Below are 16,832 nucleotides of genomic sequence, written 5' to 3'. Positions count from 1 at the left end.
CGGCCTGTTTATATATGATTTTTCGAATAGAATCTTAATTCCCGTCCTTCTTCGTCAATTAAACTCGAAAAATCAATTACATTCCCAAAAGAACTTCGGTTGACGTATGCCCCCGACCTCTCTCCGGAACGCAAGTTCGTCGCCGGGATAAGTTGAAGCGTTCCCCCTCGTCCACCTGTCACGACTTATCCGGTTCCCGCATATACATAGCGTGGTAGTACTATTGCCATCTGCGAGGGGGAACGGCCATGTACATGTCGCATCTAGACGACCAACACGAGCTGGAATCGGCGATTGCGGAGATCACCGAGATCGCTCAAGGCTTCGGACTGGATTTCTATCCGATGAGGTACGAGATCTGTCCGTCCGATATCATCTATACGTTCGGCGCTTACGGGATGCCGACCCGCTACAGCCATTGGAGCTTCGGCAAAACCTTCAATAGAATGAAGATGCAATACGATCTCGGCCTCAGCAAGATTTACGAGCTCGTCATCAACTCCAACCCCTGCTACGCCTTCCTGCTCGACGGCAACTCGCTCGTCCAGAATAAGCTGATCGTCGCCCACGTGCTCGCCCACTGCGACTTCTTCAAGAATAACGCCCGTTTCTCCGCGTCCAATCGCAACATGGTCGAGAGCATGTCCGCCACGGCCGAACGGGTGCGCCAATACGAGCTCGAATACGGCAGCGACGAAGTCGAGAAGTTCCTCGATGCGGTCATGGCCATTCAGGAGCATGTCGATCCCGGAATCGTAAGGCCTCAGGGGCTGGACAAAAGAAGATACATGGAGATGCAGAGCCGCGCGGAGAAGGAACGCCGAAACAAGAGCGGCCAATCGACTCCTTATGACGACCTGTGGTCCCTGGGAGAAGAGAACTCGGAGAAGAAAGCGGAGACCGCCCCTTCCGAAGCCCGCCGCTTCCCTCCCGAGCCGGAGAAGGACCTCATCTGGTTCATCCAGGAGTATTCTCCCTATATGACCGATTGGCAGCGGGACATCATGTCCATGCTGCGCGAAGAGATGCTCTACTTCTGGCCGCAGATCGAGACGAAGATCATGAACGAAGGCTGGGCTACCTTCTGGCATCAGCGGATCATCCGGGAGCTGAATCTGACGAGCGAGGAGACGATCGAGTACGCTAAGCTCAACTCGGCGGTCGTTCAGCCTTCCCGCAGCTCGCTGAACCCGTATTATCTGGGAGTCAAGATCTTCGAGGACATCGAGAGGAGATGGGGACGCGAGAAGATCTTCGAGGTTCGGGAGCTCGATTCGGACCCGTCCTTCCTGCGCAATTACTTGACCAAGGAACTGACGGGCGAGCTGGATCTGTATGTTTTCGAGAAAAAGGGACCGGACTGGACGATCACCGATAAGACGTGGGAGAGCATTCGCGATCAGCTTGTGTATTCGAGGGTGAACGGCGGCTTCCCCTACCTCGTCGTGACCGACGGCGATTATCAGCGCAACGGGGAGCTGTACCTGACCCATCGCTACGAAGGCTCGGAGCTGGACCTCAAGTACATCGAGCGCACGATGCCATTCGTCGTTCAGCTCTGGGGCAAACCGGTCCATCTGGAGACCAGCGTCGAGGGCAAACCCGTTCTCTTCAGCTGCGACGGCAAGAAGACCACTCGCAAGAATGTTTAAAAATGGCCATATGGTCGTAATCTACTCCGTAGGAAAGGAGTGGATTACGACCTATGTTTATTCCGAACGACCAACCGGGATGGGCTTCCCCGGCCAGACCGGATCACTTCCCGCCGCAGCATCAGGATCATCAGCCGGGACTGGAGAGCGATATGTATCCGACCCCCGAATCGGAGTCTCCGGTCTACCGGGCTGCCGGCAAGCTGTCTGGGAAAGCCGCCATCATTACCGGGGGCGACAGCGGAATCGGCCGCGCCATCGCCATTGCCTTCGCCAAGGAGGGCGCGGACGTCGCCATCGTCTATCTCAGCGAATACACCGATGCGAAGGAGACGCAGCGTCAGGTCGAGCAGGAGGGCAGAAAGTGCATCGTGATGGCCGGAGACATCGGAGACCCGGCGTTCTGCCAGGATGCGCTTAACCGGTCCGTTCAATATCTCGGCCGTTTGGACATCGTCGTGAACAACGCGGCCGAGCAGCATCCGGTCGACGGCCTGGAACTTATCAAGCCGGAGCAGCTGACCAAGACGTTCGCCACGAATGTGTTCGGCATGTTCTACCTGACCCAAGCGGCGCTTCCGCATCTAAAGTCCGGCGCAACGATCATCAATACGGCTTCGATTACGGCCTACAAAGGCAACCCGATCTTGCTCGACTATTCGGCCTCCAAGGGAGCGGTCGTCTCCTTCACCCGTTCTCTCGCCCTTAATCTGATCGGCAAGGGAATACGAGTGAACGCCGTCGCCCCCGGCCCGATCTGGACACCTCTCATCCCTTCTACTTTCAACGAGACGCAGGTGTCCAAGTTCGGCACGGAGACGCCGATGAAACGAGCCGGACAGCCGGACGAGCTGGCTCCCGCCTACGTCTATCTGGCGAGCGAGGATTCGTCTTACGTATGCGGGCAAGTCCTTCATGTCAACGGCGGAGAGATCGTGAACGGATAACCAGCAGTCAAAGGAAAAGAACCCCTCAGCCTAAGGTAAAGGCTTGAGGGGTTCTTTCCGATAAGTACACGTCTAAACATAGATGCCGGACGTCTGTGTTGTTATGTTCTACTCCTCGACCAGAACAGAGACGACTTCGGTGATGCTTGGTATTCGGACGAATCCTCTTTGACCAGGTGCATAACCTTGTGCATGTTGGCTTCGGATACGGTTGCGAAGAAACTGCCAGAAGTCCAAGCTTCTTCGAAGTACACTTTGCGCGACTTCTTGTCGAATGACTTGGCATGCGTCATGTTGACGAGATTGCCGCGGTCCAATCTCTCGAAGCCGGATTCGCCCAGCAGAGCCTGAAATTCTTCAAGCGTCGTCGGGTAGAAAAATACCCCCTGCTTGGTGTGGAATTCCGGGCCGTTAGAGGTCGGACGAATGTAGAGTACTTCATCGAGATTCACTTCGGCCGGTTGACCTTTCGCATCCAACAGGTGAAAGGTAGACATTACGCTCCCTCCACTTCTTATGCGCGCTTCAGTTCAGCAGGGATCTCCGGACGGTGCATGATCCACAGGCATGCCGTGCTTGCAACTACAACCGCAACCAAACCAAGAACCTTGCCAATCCCCAATGCCATTTGCTTTTTCATGATTGCTCAACCTCCTTTCCATTTTTAAATAAAAGAAGTACTGATTGGAATATGGAAACAATTGTGAGTGTTGGGTTCAAAATAAAGAGGTTAACCCCTACTATCACAATCGAAACCAACTTGAGAATAGGAAAATATTTCTCCGGGATTCGGGCATAGCCCTTGATATTCGATGGCGCAAAAACCGCCATCATGATAATGTTAAAGACATTTCCGAATATAATTAGTTGATTGTTCAAAGGAATAAATGGAGCGGTACACATTAAAAATACAGAAAGCAATGTACATAATAAGGAAGAATGTAAATGATATCCTCCAGAGAAAAAGCGTAATATCATAAAGTAAAGAAGACCATAGAAAGTAACCCAAGGTTCACCTAATATAAAGCTTACAATTACGATAATTATCATAGTAAACAACGTGTGCAAGATTGTAATAAGAGAGAACTTCATTACATCTATGCTTGGGGTCTGTTCTGCTTCAACTTTCTTAATAGAAGTAGCGATAGAAAGAGCTAATTTCTCGATCATATTATCGTTCCTTCCTTATTGAGAAATAGACTAGAATAAACAAAACCGCAATGATAGAAATAGCAACGATTGAAACCGAATCGATCAATTTAAAAGATGTCATATACAAAATATTGACAATGAACAGGATTATTAAGCCTAATACCAAGAATATAAAAAACAATTTATTACCTTTGATCGAATCTTTATAAAATCGGCTGCTTGATTGAATGTAGCTGAATCCGCCTTTACTCAAATAGATAAATCCAGAAATTAAGCAAACAAACAATGATGAAATGATTTGAAGTACATAGCCTGATTTCGTATAAGGAACAAAATCATTAAACACTTTAAAATAGATCAAAATCGCATACAACAACCATTGAACTAGAGCCACAGCTACGTAAACGATTACGACCATGATGAAGGAGTGAAACAACCTTACTCTAAGAATGATAATTGTTAAAAAAATTAAGATAAAAACGTTAACTACTGGCGATATATCTTGCAAAGACTCAGTTTGAATCGTATTCGACACGAAAGCAAGAATCAATGCACCAAGTACGAATTTAAAAATATTTTCCTTCACAGAAAAACGGAACAAAACCATTACAAAAATAAAAAACGAAATATACTCGAGCATGGAGGCAGCAATAAACATGATGAACGACATACGATCCCTCGCAACCTACAGTTGATAGTCCCATTTTACCAATGATGCAACATTTTTCATATCATTATTTCTGACCAACAGGCCTGAAAATGGCATTTCTCATCCCTATTTAGCCCATAATTCGATAAAATACGACTTCGGACCTAAGCAAGTTGCGTTAACGGTATGGTGCAAATTCGACGGGATGGGTCACAGAAATAAGAATAGCCGCAGTTCTCGAGTCTTTCGAGAGTCTGCGGCCCTGTTTACGAATAATCACAGAAAATCAGAAGCAAATCCAATTTTACGAAGCGAACACATGCTTGATCCGTTCCACCGCCCAGTCCAGATCGGCTTCCGAGACGACAAGCGGGGGAGCCAGCCGAATGACCCTGTCATGAGTCTCCTTGCAGAGCAGCCCGATCTGCTTCAGCATCTCGCAATAGGGCCGAGCTTGGCAGTTGAGCTCGATGCCGATGAAGAGGCCCCTGCCCCGAACCTCCGCGATATCCGGATGCCGAATGCCTTGCAACTGCCGGAGAAGTCTCTCCCCTAGAGCTAGAGAACGTTCGGCCAGCCTCTCTTCCTTCGTCACCTTGATGGCCGCGACCGCGACCGCGCTGGCTAGGGGGTTCCCCCCGAAGGTAGAGCCGTGCGAACCGGGCTCGAACACGTCGAGAATGTCCCGGTCGGCGACGACCGCCGATACCGGCAGCACTCCCCCGCCAAGCGCCTTGCCGAGGATATAGACATCCGGAGCGACGCCCTCCCAATCGCAGGCGAAGCGCTTGCCGGTTCGGCCGAAGCCGGTCTGTATCTCGTCCGCCAGCAGCAGCACCCGGCTGCGCTTGCACAGTTCGGCCGCCCCCCGAAGGTAGCCGTCCGGCGGAATGACGATTCCCGCCTCCCCCTGGATCGGCTCGACCAGCAGGGCAGCCGTGTTCGTCGTAATGGCCCGCTCCAGCGCCTTCAGATCGCCGTACGGAATCGCCGTGATTCCCGGCACGAAGGGCCCGAAGCGATCCCGATAGGCCGGCTCCGTGGAGAAGGATGTCGCAAGCAGCGTCCGACCGTGAAAATTACCCTCGCAAACGATAATCTCCGCACTTCCCTCCGGGATCCCCTTTTTCCGATAGCCCCATCTGCGCGCCGCCTTCACCGCCGTTTCGACCGCTTCCGCCCCGGTGTTCATCGGCAGCATCATGTTCTTGCCGCAATAGCGGGTCAGCGCCTTCATCAGCTCGGCGAGCGGCTCATTATAGAAGGCTCGGGACGTCATCGTCACCAGATCCGCCTGAGCCTTGAGCGCCTCGATGATCCGAGGATGCCGATGCCCCTGATTCAAGGCCGAGTAGCCGCTAAGCATATCCAGGTAACGCTGACCGTCCGGATCCTCCACCCAGGCTCCTTCCGCTCTCGCGATCACGATCGGCAAAGGATGATAATTGCGAGCGCCCAGCCGATCCGTCGTCTCCATCGCATCTTCTCGCGGACTCATAGAAGCTCATCTCACCTTCGTCTTCGTTGTCGGTGCCTTTACAGCTCCTTCGTTTACCGTTATTTAACACTTTATTCTTGAGGGGGATTTTGTAGAATTATTCCTTTGTATGAACCGCCTGCTTAAACGAAGGAAACAAAAAACCACATGGAGTTGTTTTACTCGCATGTGGCAAATAGTTTTAACTATACTTCTATTACAGTGGATTTTGGTTGGTATTCTTCTTTCGAATTATGAAGCCATTCCTCTTCCACCTCTAACCCTCCAATGTTTATTGCCAAGTAAGAAGGGTCCAAAAAAAGGACTTGGTTGTTCTGTAATTGTATTTTTAAAGCGTCACATATTAGTTGATCTATCTGCTCCTCTAGCTCATAAAATTCCATTCTGATTATCTTGTTTTTAGCTAATGGATTTTTAAAAATAAGGTAACTTATTCTTGCCTTAGACGGAACAAAATCATCCATATCAACATCGGTCAGTAAATTAGTGGAATATGTGATGCGAAGCTTAGAATATTGATCAACAGATTCAATTTTTATTAATTGTGCTGCAAACTCAAAAAATAAACAATGACTCCAAGGAGTAAACTCTACAACATCTTCCTCTTCAGGATCAATAAAACCGCTTAAATAAATATCATCGAAGCTACATGTAGAGATTATTTTTATTAATGAGTTTAACATATTACACCTCTAACTTTCCTATTACCATTCTCATTACAATTACCAACACTTCACAGTATAACTAATATTGGTAATTCCTTAAACTGTTCTAAATCATAACAAGACAACCAACGCCTCGACCTATGGTCAAGGCGTTCGCCGTTTTGTTTTCCCCTACCCTCACCGATTCAACAAGCTCCCCACGTACCGCATCAGCTCGTTGGAGCAGACCGGGCAGTAGCCGTGCTCGTCGATCAGTCGCTTGGTGACCTCGTTGATTCTCTTGAGCTGGTTCTCGTCCGGCGTCTTCGTCGAGGTCGTGATCTTCACGATATCCTTCAGGTCGGTGAACAGCTTCTTCTCGATCGCCTCGCGAAGCCGCTCGTGGGTGCTGTAGTCGAACTTCTTGCCCTTGCGGGAGTAGGCGGAGATACGGATGAGAATCTCCTCGCGGAACGCCTTCTTGGCGTTCTCGGAGACGCCGATCTGCTCCTCGATGGAGCGCATGAGCCTCTCGTCCGGATCCATCTCCTCGCCCGTCAGCGGGTCCTTCATTTTCGCCCAATTGCAGTACGCCTCGATATTGTCCAGGTAGTTCTCGAACAGCGTGCGTGCCGACTCCTCGAACGAATAAACGAACGCCTTCTGCACTTCTTTCTTGGCCAGGCTGTCGTATTCTTTGCGAGCGACGGCGATAAAGTTTAAGTACTTCTCCCGCTCTTCCTTCGTGATCGAAGGATGCTGATCCAACCCGTCCTTCAGCGCGCGCAGCACGTCGAGGGCATTGATGCACGGAAGATCGTGCTTGATCAAGGCGCTGGAGATCCGGTTGATGACGTAGCGCGGATCGATGCCCGACATCCCTTCGTCCGTGTGCTCGTTCTGCAGCTCCTTCAGGTCGGCTTCCTTGAAGCCCTCGACCTCTTCCCCATCGTAGAGCCTCATCTTCTTGACGAGGTCCATGCCTTGCTTCTTGGACTCCTTCAAGCGGGTGAGAATGGAGAAAATGGCGGCGGAACGAAGCGCGTGAGGCGCGATGTGGACATGGCTCATATCCGATTGGCCGATCAGCTTGGAGTAGATTTTCTCTTCGTCCGACACTTTCAGATTATAAGGAACCGGCATGACGATCATCCGCGATTGCAGCGCTTCGTTCTTCTTGTTGGAGATGAACGCTTTGTACTCGGATTCGTTCGTGTGGGCGATGATCAGCTCGTCGGCGGATATGAGCGCGAACCTTCCCGCCTTGAAGTTCCCTTCCTGCGTCAGCGAGAGCAAGTTCCACAGGAACTTCTCGTCGCACTTGAGCATCTCCTGGAACTCCATCAATCCCCGGTTGGCCTTGTTCAGTTCCCCGTCGAAGCGGTAGGCGCGCGGATCGGATTCGGAGCCGAATTCCGTGATCGTCGAGAAGTCGATGCTGCCGGTCAGATCGGCGATATCCTGCGATTTCGGATCGGACGGGCTGAAGGTGCCGATGCCGACCCGGTTCTCCTCGGAGAGAAGCACGCGCGCGACCGGGACATTCTCGATATCGTCGTTGAATTCCGTGCGAAGCCTCATCTGGCAAGACGGGCATAGGTTGCCCTCGATGCGGATGCCCAGTTCTTTCTCGAAGTCGGGACGCAGCTCGTGGGGGATCAGATGCAGCGGATCCTCGTGCATCGGGCAGCCATCAATCGCATAAACGGCACCCCGCTCGGTTCGGGCGAACTGCTCGAGGCCTCTCTTCAGGATCGTGACGATCGTCGACTTGCCGCCGCTGACCGGCCCCATGAGCAGCAGGATCCGCTTGCGCACGTCAAGCCTGCGAGCCGCCGAATGGAAGTACTCCTCCACCAGCTTCTCCATCGTTCGGTCAAGCCCGTAAATGTCCCTCTCGAAAAACTTATATCTTTTGTGGCCGCCGATCTCCTCTACGCCGTGCGATACGATCATGTCGTAAACCCGGGCATGCGCGGTCATCGCCGGAGCCGGATCGCGGCGCAGCAAAGCGATATAATCCCTGAAAGTTCCGGACCAAGCTAGTTTCTCGCTCTCTGTCCGATACTCCGCGAGACGTCTGAATAGATCCATGCCGCTACCTCCTCTACCCTAGTCCCTTCCCGTTACGAAACGTACTACATACCTATGCGGAGCAGAGGACGAAATTGCCCGGAAAAGCCCATGAAAACGCCACAGGACGTCCCATGGCAACGGCGTGTCAGGTTGGAAGCCGCGCCTCGCTTACGTTTGGTGCGTTCCATGATATAATTCGATAATAAGAAAATGTAATGGAGGGAGAGAAGCACGTTGGCTATCGAACGCGAGACCGAGCTGTACCCTCCGCTCAAAGCCCACTTCGTTTCTCTCGGCTACGAGGTGAAGGCGGAGGTTCGCGGGTGCGACCTCGTCGCCCTTCGTCCGGCCGATTCCAAGCTGATCATCGTGGAGATGAAGAAGACGTTCACGCTCCCTCTGCTGCTGCAGGGATTGGAACGCCAGCGCACGGGCGCCGAGGTGTGGCTCGCCGTCGAGCGGAACCGGACGAAGAAGGGCGCCCATAACCAGCGGTTCCATGAGCTCTCCTCCCTATGCGGAAGGCTGAAGCTCGGGTTTATGACCGTTACGTTCTACAAGACCAAGAAGCCGGTCATCGAGATCTGGCGCCAGCCCCGGGACGGCGCCGAGCTTCTTCCCGCGTCGGCTCCGCTTCGATCCGAGGAGCTCCTGGTCGCAGAGGCGACCGCAGCAGGCTCCTACGTCGTTAAGGAAGGCGGGCGCACCCGCCGGGGAGCGAAGAAGCTTCTGCAGGAATTCGAAGCCCGCAGCGGCGACTACAACGTCGGCGGCAGCTCCAAGCGCAAGCTCGTAACCGCGTATCGCGAGCGCTCGATTCAATGCGCGCTGGCTTTGGCTTGCGGGGGACCGATGTCGCCCAAGCGGGTTCGCGAGCTGACCGGCTGCCCGAATGCGGCGTCCATGCTTCGCGACAACTACTACGGATGGTTTCGCCGAGTGGAACGAGGCGTCTATTCGATCGCCCCGGAAGGCGTCTCCGGATTGGCTCAATTCGCCGAGGTGACTCAGGTCTGGACCGCCCGATTCGAATGGGCCTCGGGCTGGACGGCAAGAGACGAAGCCGCCGCCCACTCGGACGACGGGATAACGACAGGAGGAGCTGACCAACCATGACCATGACCCGCTTTGCGCTTGGCCCGATCGACGATTTTAAGACCTTCCCCGCCGAGGTGCTCGTGGACGGAATTCCTTATTGGCTTGTCCGCGGGGAGGAGAATCGGTACAAGCTGCTCATGGCGCTGTGTCCCCATGCGGGAGGGGAAGTCCGATGGACGGGCGAGCTCTTCTTCTGCCCGCTGCACTTCTGGACCTTCGACAAGCAGTCCGGAGACTGCCTGAACATTCGGGACGAGCGATTGGTGCGCAAGGATGTCGAGCTCCAAGAAGGCATTCTCTATGCGATCGGGGATGCCTATTGAATCCGGCAGCCTTCTTGGGCAAGACAAGCCTTATCCCCAACGGCCAAGGAAATCCGCCATCGTATCCCCCAGCTTCTGAACGCCGAGCCGGATCAGCCTCTCTTCGGTATGGACCGCCGTCGCCCTCAGCTTGAAGCGATCCGGATCCGACGCGTAGAAGGCCCCGCCCGGCTGGAACAGCAAACCGTTCATCCAAGCGGCGCGAAGCAGAGCGTCCGCGTCCAGCCCTTCGGGCAGGGAGATCCACAGATGCATTCCGTTCTGAGGCTCGTTCCAGCCAACCCCTTCCAGCTGCTGTCTCTTGAGGCATTCGACCAGCGCCCCCGTCCTAGCCCGATAAATGAACTTCATCGTCTTCACGATGGGCTCGATTCCTTCCTGCAGAAGCCCAAGAACGGCAGCCAGATCGGTTGGAGGGATCGCTTCCGGCCGAACCGCCGGCGTCGGAAGCAGCTCCCGGATCTTCTCGTCCTCGCCGTGCGCGCAGATCCAGCCGAGCCGCAGCCCCGCGACCATTCCCGGCGGGAATTCGCCTACTCTAAACACGACTCCTTCCAGGCCGGCATTCGCACTCCCCGAAGCGTATTTACCGCGAGGCGGCGCTTCGCATAGCAGCGCTTGGCGCTCATCCAGCAGAACGGCGACGTCTTCCTCCCGGCAGATCTGCAAGAGCAATTCCTTTCTTGCCTCGCCCCACACCCGCCCTTCCGGATCGGTGCAATCCGGGGCCGCATACACGAGCCGCGGGTGAAGCTGCCGGATCGATTCCGCCAGCTCGTCGGGATCGAGGCCCAGTCCGTCTCCCGGCACCGCATGGGGAATGATGCCAGCCCTGCGGAATGCCTGAAGCGCGAAGCGGCTCGTCGGCCTCTCGACCAGCACGGCGTCGCCCGGCTGAAGCCAACGCTTAATGATCCAGTCGATTGCCGCATCCGCGCCGGGCGCAAGCATCATCCGCTCCGTCCGGGTTCCCCAAGTAGGCAGCAACTCCGTTCCGGCCAGCGCTTCCTTCAGGCTCTCGGCGTCCTGCTCCAGCAGCTCTCGGGACCGTTCTGCGTACCTGCCCGAGCGCTCTTCCCATTCGGCGGCCGACACCACGCCCTCCTTCGGCCATCCGCCCATCCAATTAATCGTTTCGCCCATTGTCATGCCCTCCTCATCTTCCAGCGGCAGCGACATCTGGCTCCGTTAGTAGTCTATGCGAGGCGGCGTCAACATTTTGCGTTTTCTTTTTGGCTTGTCTTGGGTATAATAAAGGAAGTTAAGTGGAGGTGTGGAAAATGTTTCTGGGATTAACACATAATTTCTGGATCGTTATTCTCGTGTTCGTTATCCTCCTGACGGCCATCTTGACCGCCGCTTATAACGAGGACAAGACCGCAGGGATGTAATTCAGCTTTGAATGCTCCTCCTTCGTACAACAAACACCGCCCCTTCCCGTCGATCCGACGAAAGGGGCGGTGTTATTTTTGCCTTATATCGATTAGAGCATGCCTTGCATCTCGTTCATGCAGACTCCGCAGACATAGCGATCCTTAAACTCCGATACGTTGTCCATGGAAGTGCAGAAGACGCAACGCGGACGATAGCGCTCCAAGATGATATGGTCACCCTGCACGAGAATTTCGACAGGATCTCCTTCGTTCATTTGATATCTCTTGCGCAGAGACTTAGGCAATACGATTCGACCAAGTTGGTCTACTTTACGGACAACACCAGCGGGCTTCAAAACAGTTCCTCCTCGTTTTTCAAGCAATAATCTAAGTTGGTTTTCCTAATAGAAACCGTTGTACTCGTACTAACTTCGCCATCATCCGAGCATATCCTCTATAGTTAGTCGATTTGCTTAAAATTGTGTAAAGATTGGTCGGAAAATGCGGAAATTAGTCGAATTCACATTCTGCTGCCATGGTTGCAAAATGGAATCAGTCTTCAAGCCCGGGGAATCCGGTTTGACGGAGCGCCTCGTAGATCACGATGGCCGCCGAGTTCGCCAGATTCAGCGAACGGACCTTGTCCGTCATCGGCATGCGGATACCGGTGTCCGGATTCGCGTCCAGCAGCTCCTGGGGAAGCCCCTTCGTCTCCTTGCCGAAGACGAAGAAATCCCCGTCGCGATAGTCGAAGTCGCTGTAACGCCTGCTCACTCTCGTGCTGGCGAAGAAGAAGCGGGCCTCCGGATATTGCGCTTGCAGCTCGGCGAACGAATCGTGATAAGCGATCTGAACCGATGGCCAATAATCGAGCCCGGCTCTCTTCAGCTGCTTGTCGTCCGTGGAGAAGCCCAATGGACGAACCAGATGAAGATGAGTGCCGGTTGCCGCGCAAGTTCGAGCGATATTGCCCGTGTTCGCCGGAATCTCCGGTTCCACGAGTACGATATGAAACGCCATATGTATCCTCCTGACCTGGCATGGTGATTAGAACTAGGATTAACGGACCAGAGCAAAAAAAAGCGGCGAATGCCGCTTTTTCTCGTCGGTAGATCTCGCCTGGTGCCGATTACCCGTTGCGACGCTTGAAGTCCTCCATAAATTCGACCAGAGCCTTAACGCTCGCGAGCGGCACCGCGTTGTAGATCGATGCGCGAAGCCCGCCGACGCTGCGATGGCCCTTCAGGCCGACGAAGCCTTCAGCTTCCGATTCTTTGGCGAACTTCTTCTCGAGCTCCTCGCTGCCGAGGCGGAACGTGACGTTCATGATCGAACGGCTGTCCTTCTGAGCGAACCCGCGGTAGAAGTCTCCGCTCTCGTCGATCGCGCGGTACAGCAGATCGGCCTTCTCGCGGTTCGTCTTCTCGACCGCCGCTACTCCGCCTTGCTCCTTGACCCACTTGAGAACCAGGTTCGTCATGTAGATGGCGAAGGTCGGAGGCGTGTTGTAGAGGGAATCGTTCTTGGCATGAGTGCTGTAGCGAAGCATCGTCGGAACCGTCATCGACGGGGTGCCGATCAGGTCTTCGCGAATAATGACGATCGTCACGCCGGAAGGACCGAGGTTCTTCTGGGCGCCGGCATAAATGAGTCCGAACTGGGAGATCTCGAGAGGGCGGCACAGAATATCGCTCGACATGTCCGCAACGAGAGGGATGGAGCCGGTATCCGGGTATTGCGCCCATTGGGTTCCTTCGATCGTCTCGTTGGAAGTGACATGCAGGTAGGCCGAGTTAGCCGGAATGGCAATCTCGTTAAGGGAAGGAATCCGGTTATACTTGTCCGCTTCGGAGGATGCGGCAATCGCGGTATCCCCGAACAGCTTCGCTTCCTGAATGGCTTTGGTCGCCCAGCTGCCCGTTGCGACGAAGCTTGCCGTCTTGCCCGGTTGGAGCAGGTTCATCGGAACCATCGCGAATTGGGTGCTTGCTCCGCCCTGAACGAACAAGACCTTGTAGCCTTGCGGAATGTTCAGGAGTTCTTGGAGGAGGGCTTGCGCCTCTTGGTGCACGCCTTCATAAATCGCGCCGCGGTGAGACATCTCCATCAGGGACATTCCCGATTGTTCGTAATTAACGAATTGCTCCTGCGCTTGCTGCAGAACTTCCAGAGGCAGCGCCGCAGGACCGGCATTGAAGTTATAAGCTCGGTTCGTCATCTTATACCCACCTTGTCTGAGAATCATGATAGGCTTATCATATCAAAGCTATGGCTAAGCAAGCAACAAATATTCGGCCTAAAAAGGTGGCAATTGATTGAATATCCGAACAAAATCGATATTATGCATGAATAATTTTCGTCTTTGGTGGATAGGAGAAAGCAAAAAAACAGGGCCGCCCTGGAGTCATGACGACTCTCGGGACAGCCCTGTTGTCTAACAGCCGCTCGATCTTAGCAATCGTAGTAGAGGCTGTATTCGTGCGGATGAACGCGGATGGAGACGGCTTTCGCTTCAGAGCGCTTAACGGCTACATAGTTCTCGATGAATTCCTTCGTGAAGACATCGCCTTGCGTCAAGAATTCGAAGTCCGCTTCCAGAGCGTCGAGCGCTTCGTCAAGCGTTCCTGGAACGCTGCGGATTTCCTTCTTCTCTTCGTCGGAGAGCTCGTAGATGTTCTTATCGAAAGGACCATAGCCAAGAGCGCTAGGGTTGATCTTGCGCTTGATGCCGTCCAGACCGGCCATCAGCATAGCTGCGAAGGCCAGGTACGGGTTAGCCGTGGAGTCCGGAGTACGGAACTCGATGCGGCAGCCCTTCGGAGTAACCGCAGCAACCGGGATACGAACGGCTGCGGAACGGTTGCCCTTGGAATAAACCAGGTTAACCGGCGCTTCGTAACCAGGAACCAGACGCTTGAACGAGTTCGTGGACGGGTTCGTGATAGCGATCAGAGCAGGAGCATGGTAAAGGATACCGCCGATGTAGTTCAGAGCCACTTCGCTAAGGTTCGCGTATGCGCCCTTCTCCCAGAAGAGAGGAGTTCCTTCATTGAAGATGGACATATGAACGTGCATGCCGCTGCCGTTGTCGCCGAAGAGCGGCTTAGGCATGAAAGTAGCCGTCTTGCCGTATTGGCGAGCTACGTTGTGAACGATGTATTTGTACTTGAGCAGGTTGTCGGCCGTCTTCGTCAGCGTGTCGAAGCGGAAGTTGATCTCGGCTTGACCTGCCGTTGCGACTTCGTGGTGATGACGTTCAACGCGAAGGCCGGATTCTTGCATCAGGCGGACCATCTCGCTGCGGATATCTTGTTGGGAGTCAACCGGCGCTACCGGAACGTAGCCGCCCTTAACGCCAACCTTGAAGCCAAGGTTGCCGCCCTCTTCCTTGCGGTTGGAGTTCCAAGCCGCTTCTTCGGAGTCAACGAAGAAGGAAGAAGAGTTCATGGTCGATTCATAACGAACGTCGTCGAAAATGAAGAATTCGGATTCTGGGGCGAAGAATGCATCCGTACCTACGCCGGCAGCTTGCAGATATTCTTCTGCTTTGTGCGCGATCGAGCGCGGGTCGCGTTCATAGCGTTCGCCGTCCGGGGTGTGGATATTGCTCATGACGATCAAAGTCGCATGCGCAGTAAATGGATCTACGTATACGGATTCCGGATCCGGCATCATGACCATGTCGGATTCTTCAATGCCGCGGAAGCCCGTGATCGAGGAGCCGTCGAATGCTACGCCGTTAACGAAAGTATCAGCATCCACCTCGGTAGACGGAAGCGTGATGTGGTGAGCGCGACCAGCCAAATCAACGAAACGGAAATCTACGAACTCGATGTTTTTTTCCTTGATCAGTTCCAAAACTTTTTGTACGGACATTTTAGAATTTCCTCCCCATTCCCGAACATTATGAGTGTAAATCAAGAAGAACGTTCAAGTTTTACCCCAACTCACTGAAGCTATTATAATTCTCGATATAGGGAGCGTCAATAGTTATGTAAGGTATTTTTTGTGGAAGTGTGAGCTATTCTTACACTTTGACAAATGCGGATTATCCCCGTGGTTACGGCGTATTAGTGATTTGAGAAACTCAATAGCGGCGCGGGTTTTGGTTCGCTCATGTCAGGTTTGGACGTCAAAAAGAAAAGGCTTACATGACAATCTCGCCATTCGACCGTTCTTCCTTGTCATACTTAACAAAAGAAATCAAAAAGGCGAATTATTCGTCTTTCGTGTTTCTCGATTCGATAGACGAGTCCTCCTCCCCGGAATCGCGCCCATTCCCGCTCAGCGGCGATGGAAGAGTTGGGCCAGAAGCTCGTAGGAACGAAGCTTGAGCCGGAAGTCGGACATCATGCATACGGCCAGGACCTCGTCCGTTCGGTAGCTGTCCGCCAGCGACGACAAGGCGGCATGCACCTTGGCCGGCCCTCCGACGATCATCCGCTGCCGGTTCTCGGCAACCCTTGCGCGTTCCCAAGCCGTGTACGGATAGGCTGCCGCCTCTTCCGGGGTCGGGAAGGATCGGCGGCGCTCCCCCGCTTCTTGGGACAGCAATCGCAGATCCATCGCTCTCGCTTCCCGCTCCGCGACCTCATCGGTATCCGCGCAGATCACGAACACGCACACGTTCACCTGCGGCGTGCTTCCCAGCGGCCCTGAACGAAAGCTTCGCCGATAGTCCGCAGCCGCGCTCTGCCCGCCGGAGCCGTTGATAAAATGCGCGAAGGAGAACCTCGCCCCCATTCTTGCCGCCATCGCCGCGCTGAAGCCGCTTGACCCGAGCAGCCAGAGCTCGGGCGCCGTCTCCACCATCGGCGATGCCGTCAGGCCGGCAAGCGGATGATCCTTGCGCATCTGCCCTCCGGTTCCGAGATATGCTCCCAGCTCCTCCAGCTTCTCCTGCAACTGATCGTCCCGCAGCGGGGCGGGATCCCCGCGCAAGGCAAGAGAAGCAAGCGGCATTCCTCCCGGCGCCCTTCCGATTCCCAGATCGACTCTCCCCGGATACAGCCCTTCTAGGACGCGGAAGTTCTCCGCCACTTTATAGGGGCTGTAGTGAGGCAGCAGAACCCCTCCGGAGCCGATCCGAATCCGAGACGTGTGAGCGCCGATCGCCGAGAGCAGCACCTCCGGCGACGAACCGGCCAGGCTTCGGGAATCATGATGCTCGGATACCCAGAACCGGCTGTACCCGAGCCGATCCGCGAACCGAGCCAGCTCGATCGTGTGCCGCAGAGCGATAGACGCCGATTCCCCCGGTCCGATCGGCGATTGATCCAGTATTCCCAGCTTCAGCAAGAAGACCGCCCCCTCCATGGTATGCCCATTCTTTAGCATACTCGGGCATTCGGCAATCCATGAGCGGCGCCCGCAAGCAACAAAGCTGCCCAAGAACCCCTTAACAAAGAAGGTTCTCGAGC

The 16,832-nt window shown here is 54.1% G+C and carries 16 protein-coding genes; 4 read left to right on the top strand and 12 right to left on the bottom strand.

From position 1 onward, the window contains the following. The first annotated feature begins 254 nt into the window (after positions 1-254). On the top strand, positions 255-1,652 hold the full coding sequence (locus tag ELR57_RS19605) for a SpoVR family protein (protein WP_126960829.1): 1,398 nt from the start codon (positions 255-257) through the stop codon (positions 1,650-1,652). A gap of 53 nt (positions 1,653-1,705) precedes the next feature. Next, positions 1,706-2,599 (top strand): SDR family oxidoreductase, encoded by an 894-nt coding sequence (locus tag ELR57_RS19600; protein ID WP_126960775.1) that lies wholly within the window; start codon positions 1,706-1,708, stop codon positions 2,597-2,599. 101 nt (positions 2,600-2,700) lie between these two features. Here ELR57_RS19600 and ELR57_RS19595 read toward each other — a convergent pair whose 3' ends face one another. The 6 genes from ELR57_RS19595 to ELR57_RS19570 all read right to left on the bottom strand — a co-directional run bounded on the left by ELR57_RS19595 (position 2,701) and on the right by ELR57_RS19570 (position 8,636). Then, positions 2,701-3,096 (bottom strand): LytTR family DNA-binding domain-containing protein, encoded by a 396-nt coding sequence (locus tag ELR57_RS19595; RefSeq protein WP_126960774.1) that lies wholly within the window; start codon positions 3,094-3,096, stop codon positions 2,701-2,703. Between the two features lie 17 nt (positions 3,097-3,113). After that, a complete protein-coding gene (locus ELR57_RS19590) occupies positions 3,114-3,239 on the bottom strand; it encodes a cyclic lactone autoinducer peptide (protein WP_126960773.1) in 126 nt (41 codons plus the stop codon). Next, a complete protein-coding gene (locus ELR57_RS19585; RefSeq protein WP_126960772.1) occupies positions 3,236-3,769 on the bottom strand; it encodes an accessory gene regulator ArgB-like protein in 534 nt (177 codons plus the stop codon). Before ELR57_RS19585 ends, ELR57_RS19590 begins: the two co-directional genes overlap by 4 nt. Positions 3,770-4,704: 935 nt before the next feature. Continuing rightward, positions 4,705-5,898 carry an ornithine--oxo-acid transaminase gene (locus ELR57_RS19580; protein WP_126960771.1) on the bottom strand — a complete coding sequence of 398 codons (1,194 nt, stop codon included), beginning with the start codon at positions 5,896-5,898 and terminating at the stop codon, positions 4,705-4,707. 185 nt (positions 5,899-6,083) lie between these two features. Beyond that, entirely contained in the window at positions 6,084-6,581 is a 498-nt protein-coding gene (locus tag ELR57_RS19575) for a hypothetical protein (RefSeq protein ID WP_126960770.1), read from the bottom strand. A gap of 159 nt (positions 6,582-6,740) precedes the next feature. Next, complete coding sequence (locus ELR57_RS19570; RefSeq protein WP_126960769.1) at positions 6,741-8,636, bottom strand: PrkA family serine protein kinase; 1,896 nt, start codon at positions 8,634-8,636, stop codon at positions 6,741-6,743. Between the two features lie 216 nt (positions 8,637-8,852). On the opposite strand from ELR57_RS19570, the gene ELR57_RS19565 reads away from it, so the two are divergent. Both ELR57_RS19565 and ELR57_RS19560 read left to right on the top strand, forming a co-directional pair. Next, positions 8,853-9,734 carry a DUF2161 family putative PD-(D/E)XK-type phosphodiesterase gene (locus tag ELR57_RS19565; RefSeq protein WP_126960768.1) on the top strand — a complete coding sequence of 294 codons (882 nt, stop codon included), beginning with the start codon at positions 8,853-8,855 and terminating at the stop codon, positions 9,732-9,734. Then, the gene (locus ELR57_RS19560; protein ID WP_126960767.1) at positions 9,731-10,039 is read left to right on the top strand and encodes a Rieske (2Fe-2S) protein; all 309 of its coding nucleotides are present in this window, start codon (positions 9,731-9,733) and stop codon (positions 10,037-10,039) included. The genes ELR57_RS19565 and ELR57_RS19560 overlap by 4 nt, the downstream gene beginning before the upstream one ends. Positions 10,040-10,069: 30 nt before the next feature. Here the strand turns inward: ELR57_RS19560 and ELR57_RS19555 are convergent, their stop codons facing one another. The 6 genes from ELR57_RS19555 to ELR57_RS19530 all read right to left on the bottom strand — a co-directional run bounded on the left by ELR57_RS19555 (position 10,070) and on the right by ELR57_RS19530 (position 16,710). Continuing rightward, positions 10,070-11,182, bottom strand: coding sequence for an aminotransferase class I/II-fold pyridoxal phosphate-dependent enzyme (locus tag ELR57_RS19555; RefSeq protein WP_158630083.1), 1,113 nt, complete (start codon positions 11,180-11,182; stop codon positions 10,070-10,072). A 340-nt stretch (positions 11,183-11,522) separates the two neighbouring features. After that, the gene (locus ELR57_RS19550) at positions 11,523-11,768 is read right to left on the bottom strand and encodes an AbrB/MazE/SpoVT family DNA-binding domain-containing protein (protein WP_126960765.1); all 246 of its coding nucleotides are present in this window, start codon (positions 11,766-11,768) and stop codon (positions 11,523-11,525) included. A gap of 196 nt (positions 11,769-11,964) precedes the next feature. Next, the gene (gene trmL, locus ELR57_RS19545; protein WP_126960764.1) at positions 11,965-12,432 is read right to left on the bottom strand and encodes a tRNA (uridine(34)/cytosine(34)/5-carboxymethylaminomethyluridine(34)-2'-O)-methyltransferase TrmL; all 468 of its coding nucleotides are present in this window, start codon (positions 12,430-12,432) and stop codon (positions 11,965-11,967) included. Between the two features lie 109 nt (positions 12,433-12,541). Beyond that, on the bottom strand, positions 12,542-13,630 hold the full coding sequence (gene serC, locus ELR57_RS19540) for a 3-phosphoserine/phosphohydroxythreonine transaminase (RefSeq protein ID WP_126960763.1): 1,089 nt from the start codon (positions 13,628-13,630) through the stop codon (positions 12,542-12,544). A gap of 233 nt (positions 13,631-13,863) precedes the next feature. Further along, entirely contained in the window at positions 13,864-15,288 is a 1,425-nt protein-coding gene (glnA, locus tag ELR57_RS19535; protein WP_126960762.1) for a type I glutamate--ammonia ligase, read from the bottom strand. Positions 15,289-15,696: 408 nt separating this feature from the next. Further along, complete coding sequence (locus ELR57_RS19530) at positions 15,697-16,710, bottom strand: LLM class flavin-dependent oxidoreductase (RefSeq protein WP_238162610.1); 1,014 nt, start codon at positions 16,708-16,710, stop codon at positions 15,697-15,699. Between the last annotated feature and the right edge of the window lie 122 nt (positions 16,711-16,832).

The organism is Cohnella sp. AR92 (assembly GCF_003990975.1).
GTDB lineage: Bacteria > Bacillota > Bacilli > Paenibacillales > Paenibacillaceae > Cohnella.
This window is presented reverse-complemented; position numbering and strand designations above follow the sequence as displayed.

Coding starts and splice junctions, on each gene's coding strand:
- ELR57_RS19605 (WP_126960829.1), top strand. CDS start 255: ATGTCGCATCTAGACGACCAACACGAGCTGGAATCGGCGATTGCGGAG.
- ELR57_RS19600 (WP_126960775.1), top strand. CDS start 1,706: ATGTTTATTCCGAACGACCAACCGGGATGGGCTTCCCCGGCCAGACCG.
- ELR57_RS19595 (WP_126960774.1), bottom strand. CDS start 3,096: ATGTCTACCTTTCACCTGTTGGATGCGAAAGGTCAACCGGCCGAAGTG.
- ELR57_RS19590 (WP_126960773.1), bottom strand. CDS start 3,239: ATGAAAAAGCAAATGGCATTGGGGATTGGCAAGGTTCTTGGTTTGGTT.
- ELR57_RS19585 (WP_126960772.1), bottom strand. CDS start 3,769: ATGATCGAGAAATTAGCTCTTTCTATCGCTACTTCTATTAAGAAAGTT.
- ELR57_RS19580 (WP_126960771.1), bottom strand. CDS start 5,898: ATGAGTCCGCGAGAAGATGCGATGGAGACGACGGATCGGCTGGGCGCT.
- ELR57_RS19575 (WP_126960770.1), bottom strand. CDS start 6,581: ATGTTAAACTCATTAATAAAAATAATCTCTACATGTAGCTTCGATGAT.
- ELR57_RS19570 (WP_126960769.1), bottom strand. CDS start 8,636: ATGGATCTATTCAGACGTCTCGCGGAGTATCGGACAGAGAGCGAGAAA.
- ELR57_RS19560 (WP_126960767.1), top strand. CDS start 9,731: ATGACCATGACCCGCTTTGCGCTTGGCCCGATCGACGATTTTAAGACC.
- ELR57_RS19555 (WP_158630083.1), bottom strand. CDS start 11,182: ATGGGCGAAACGATTAATTGGATGGGCGGATGGCCGAAGGAGGGCGTG.
- trmL (WP_126960764.1), bottom strand. CDS start 12,432: ATGGCGTTTCATATCGTACTCGTGGAACCGGAGATTCCGGCGAACACG.
- serC (WP_126960763.1), bottom strand. CDS start 13,630: ATGACGAACCGAGCTTATAACTTCAATGCCGGTCCTGCGGCGCTGCCT.
- glnA (WP_126960762.1), bottom strand. CDS start 15,288: ATGTCCGTACAAAAAGTTTTGGAACTGATCAAGGAAAAAAACATCGAG.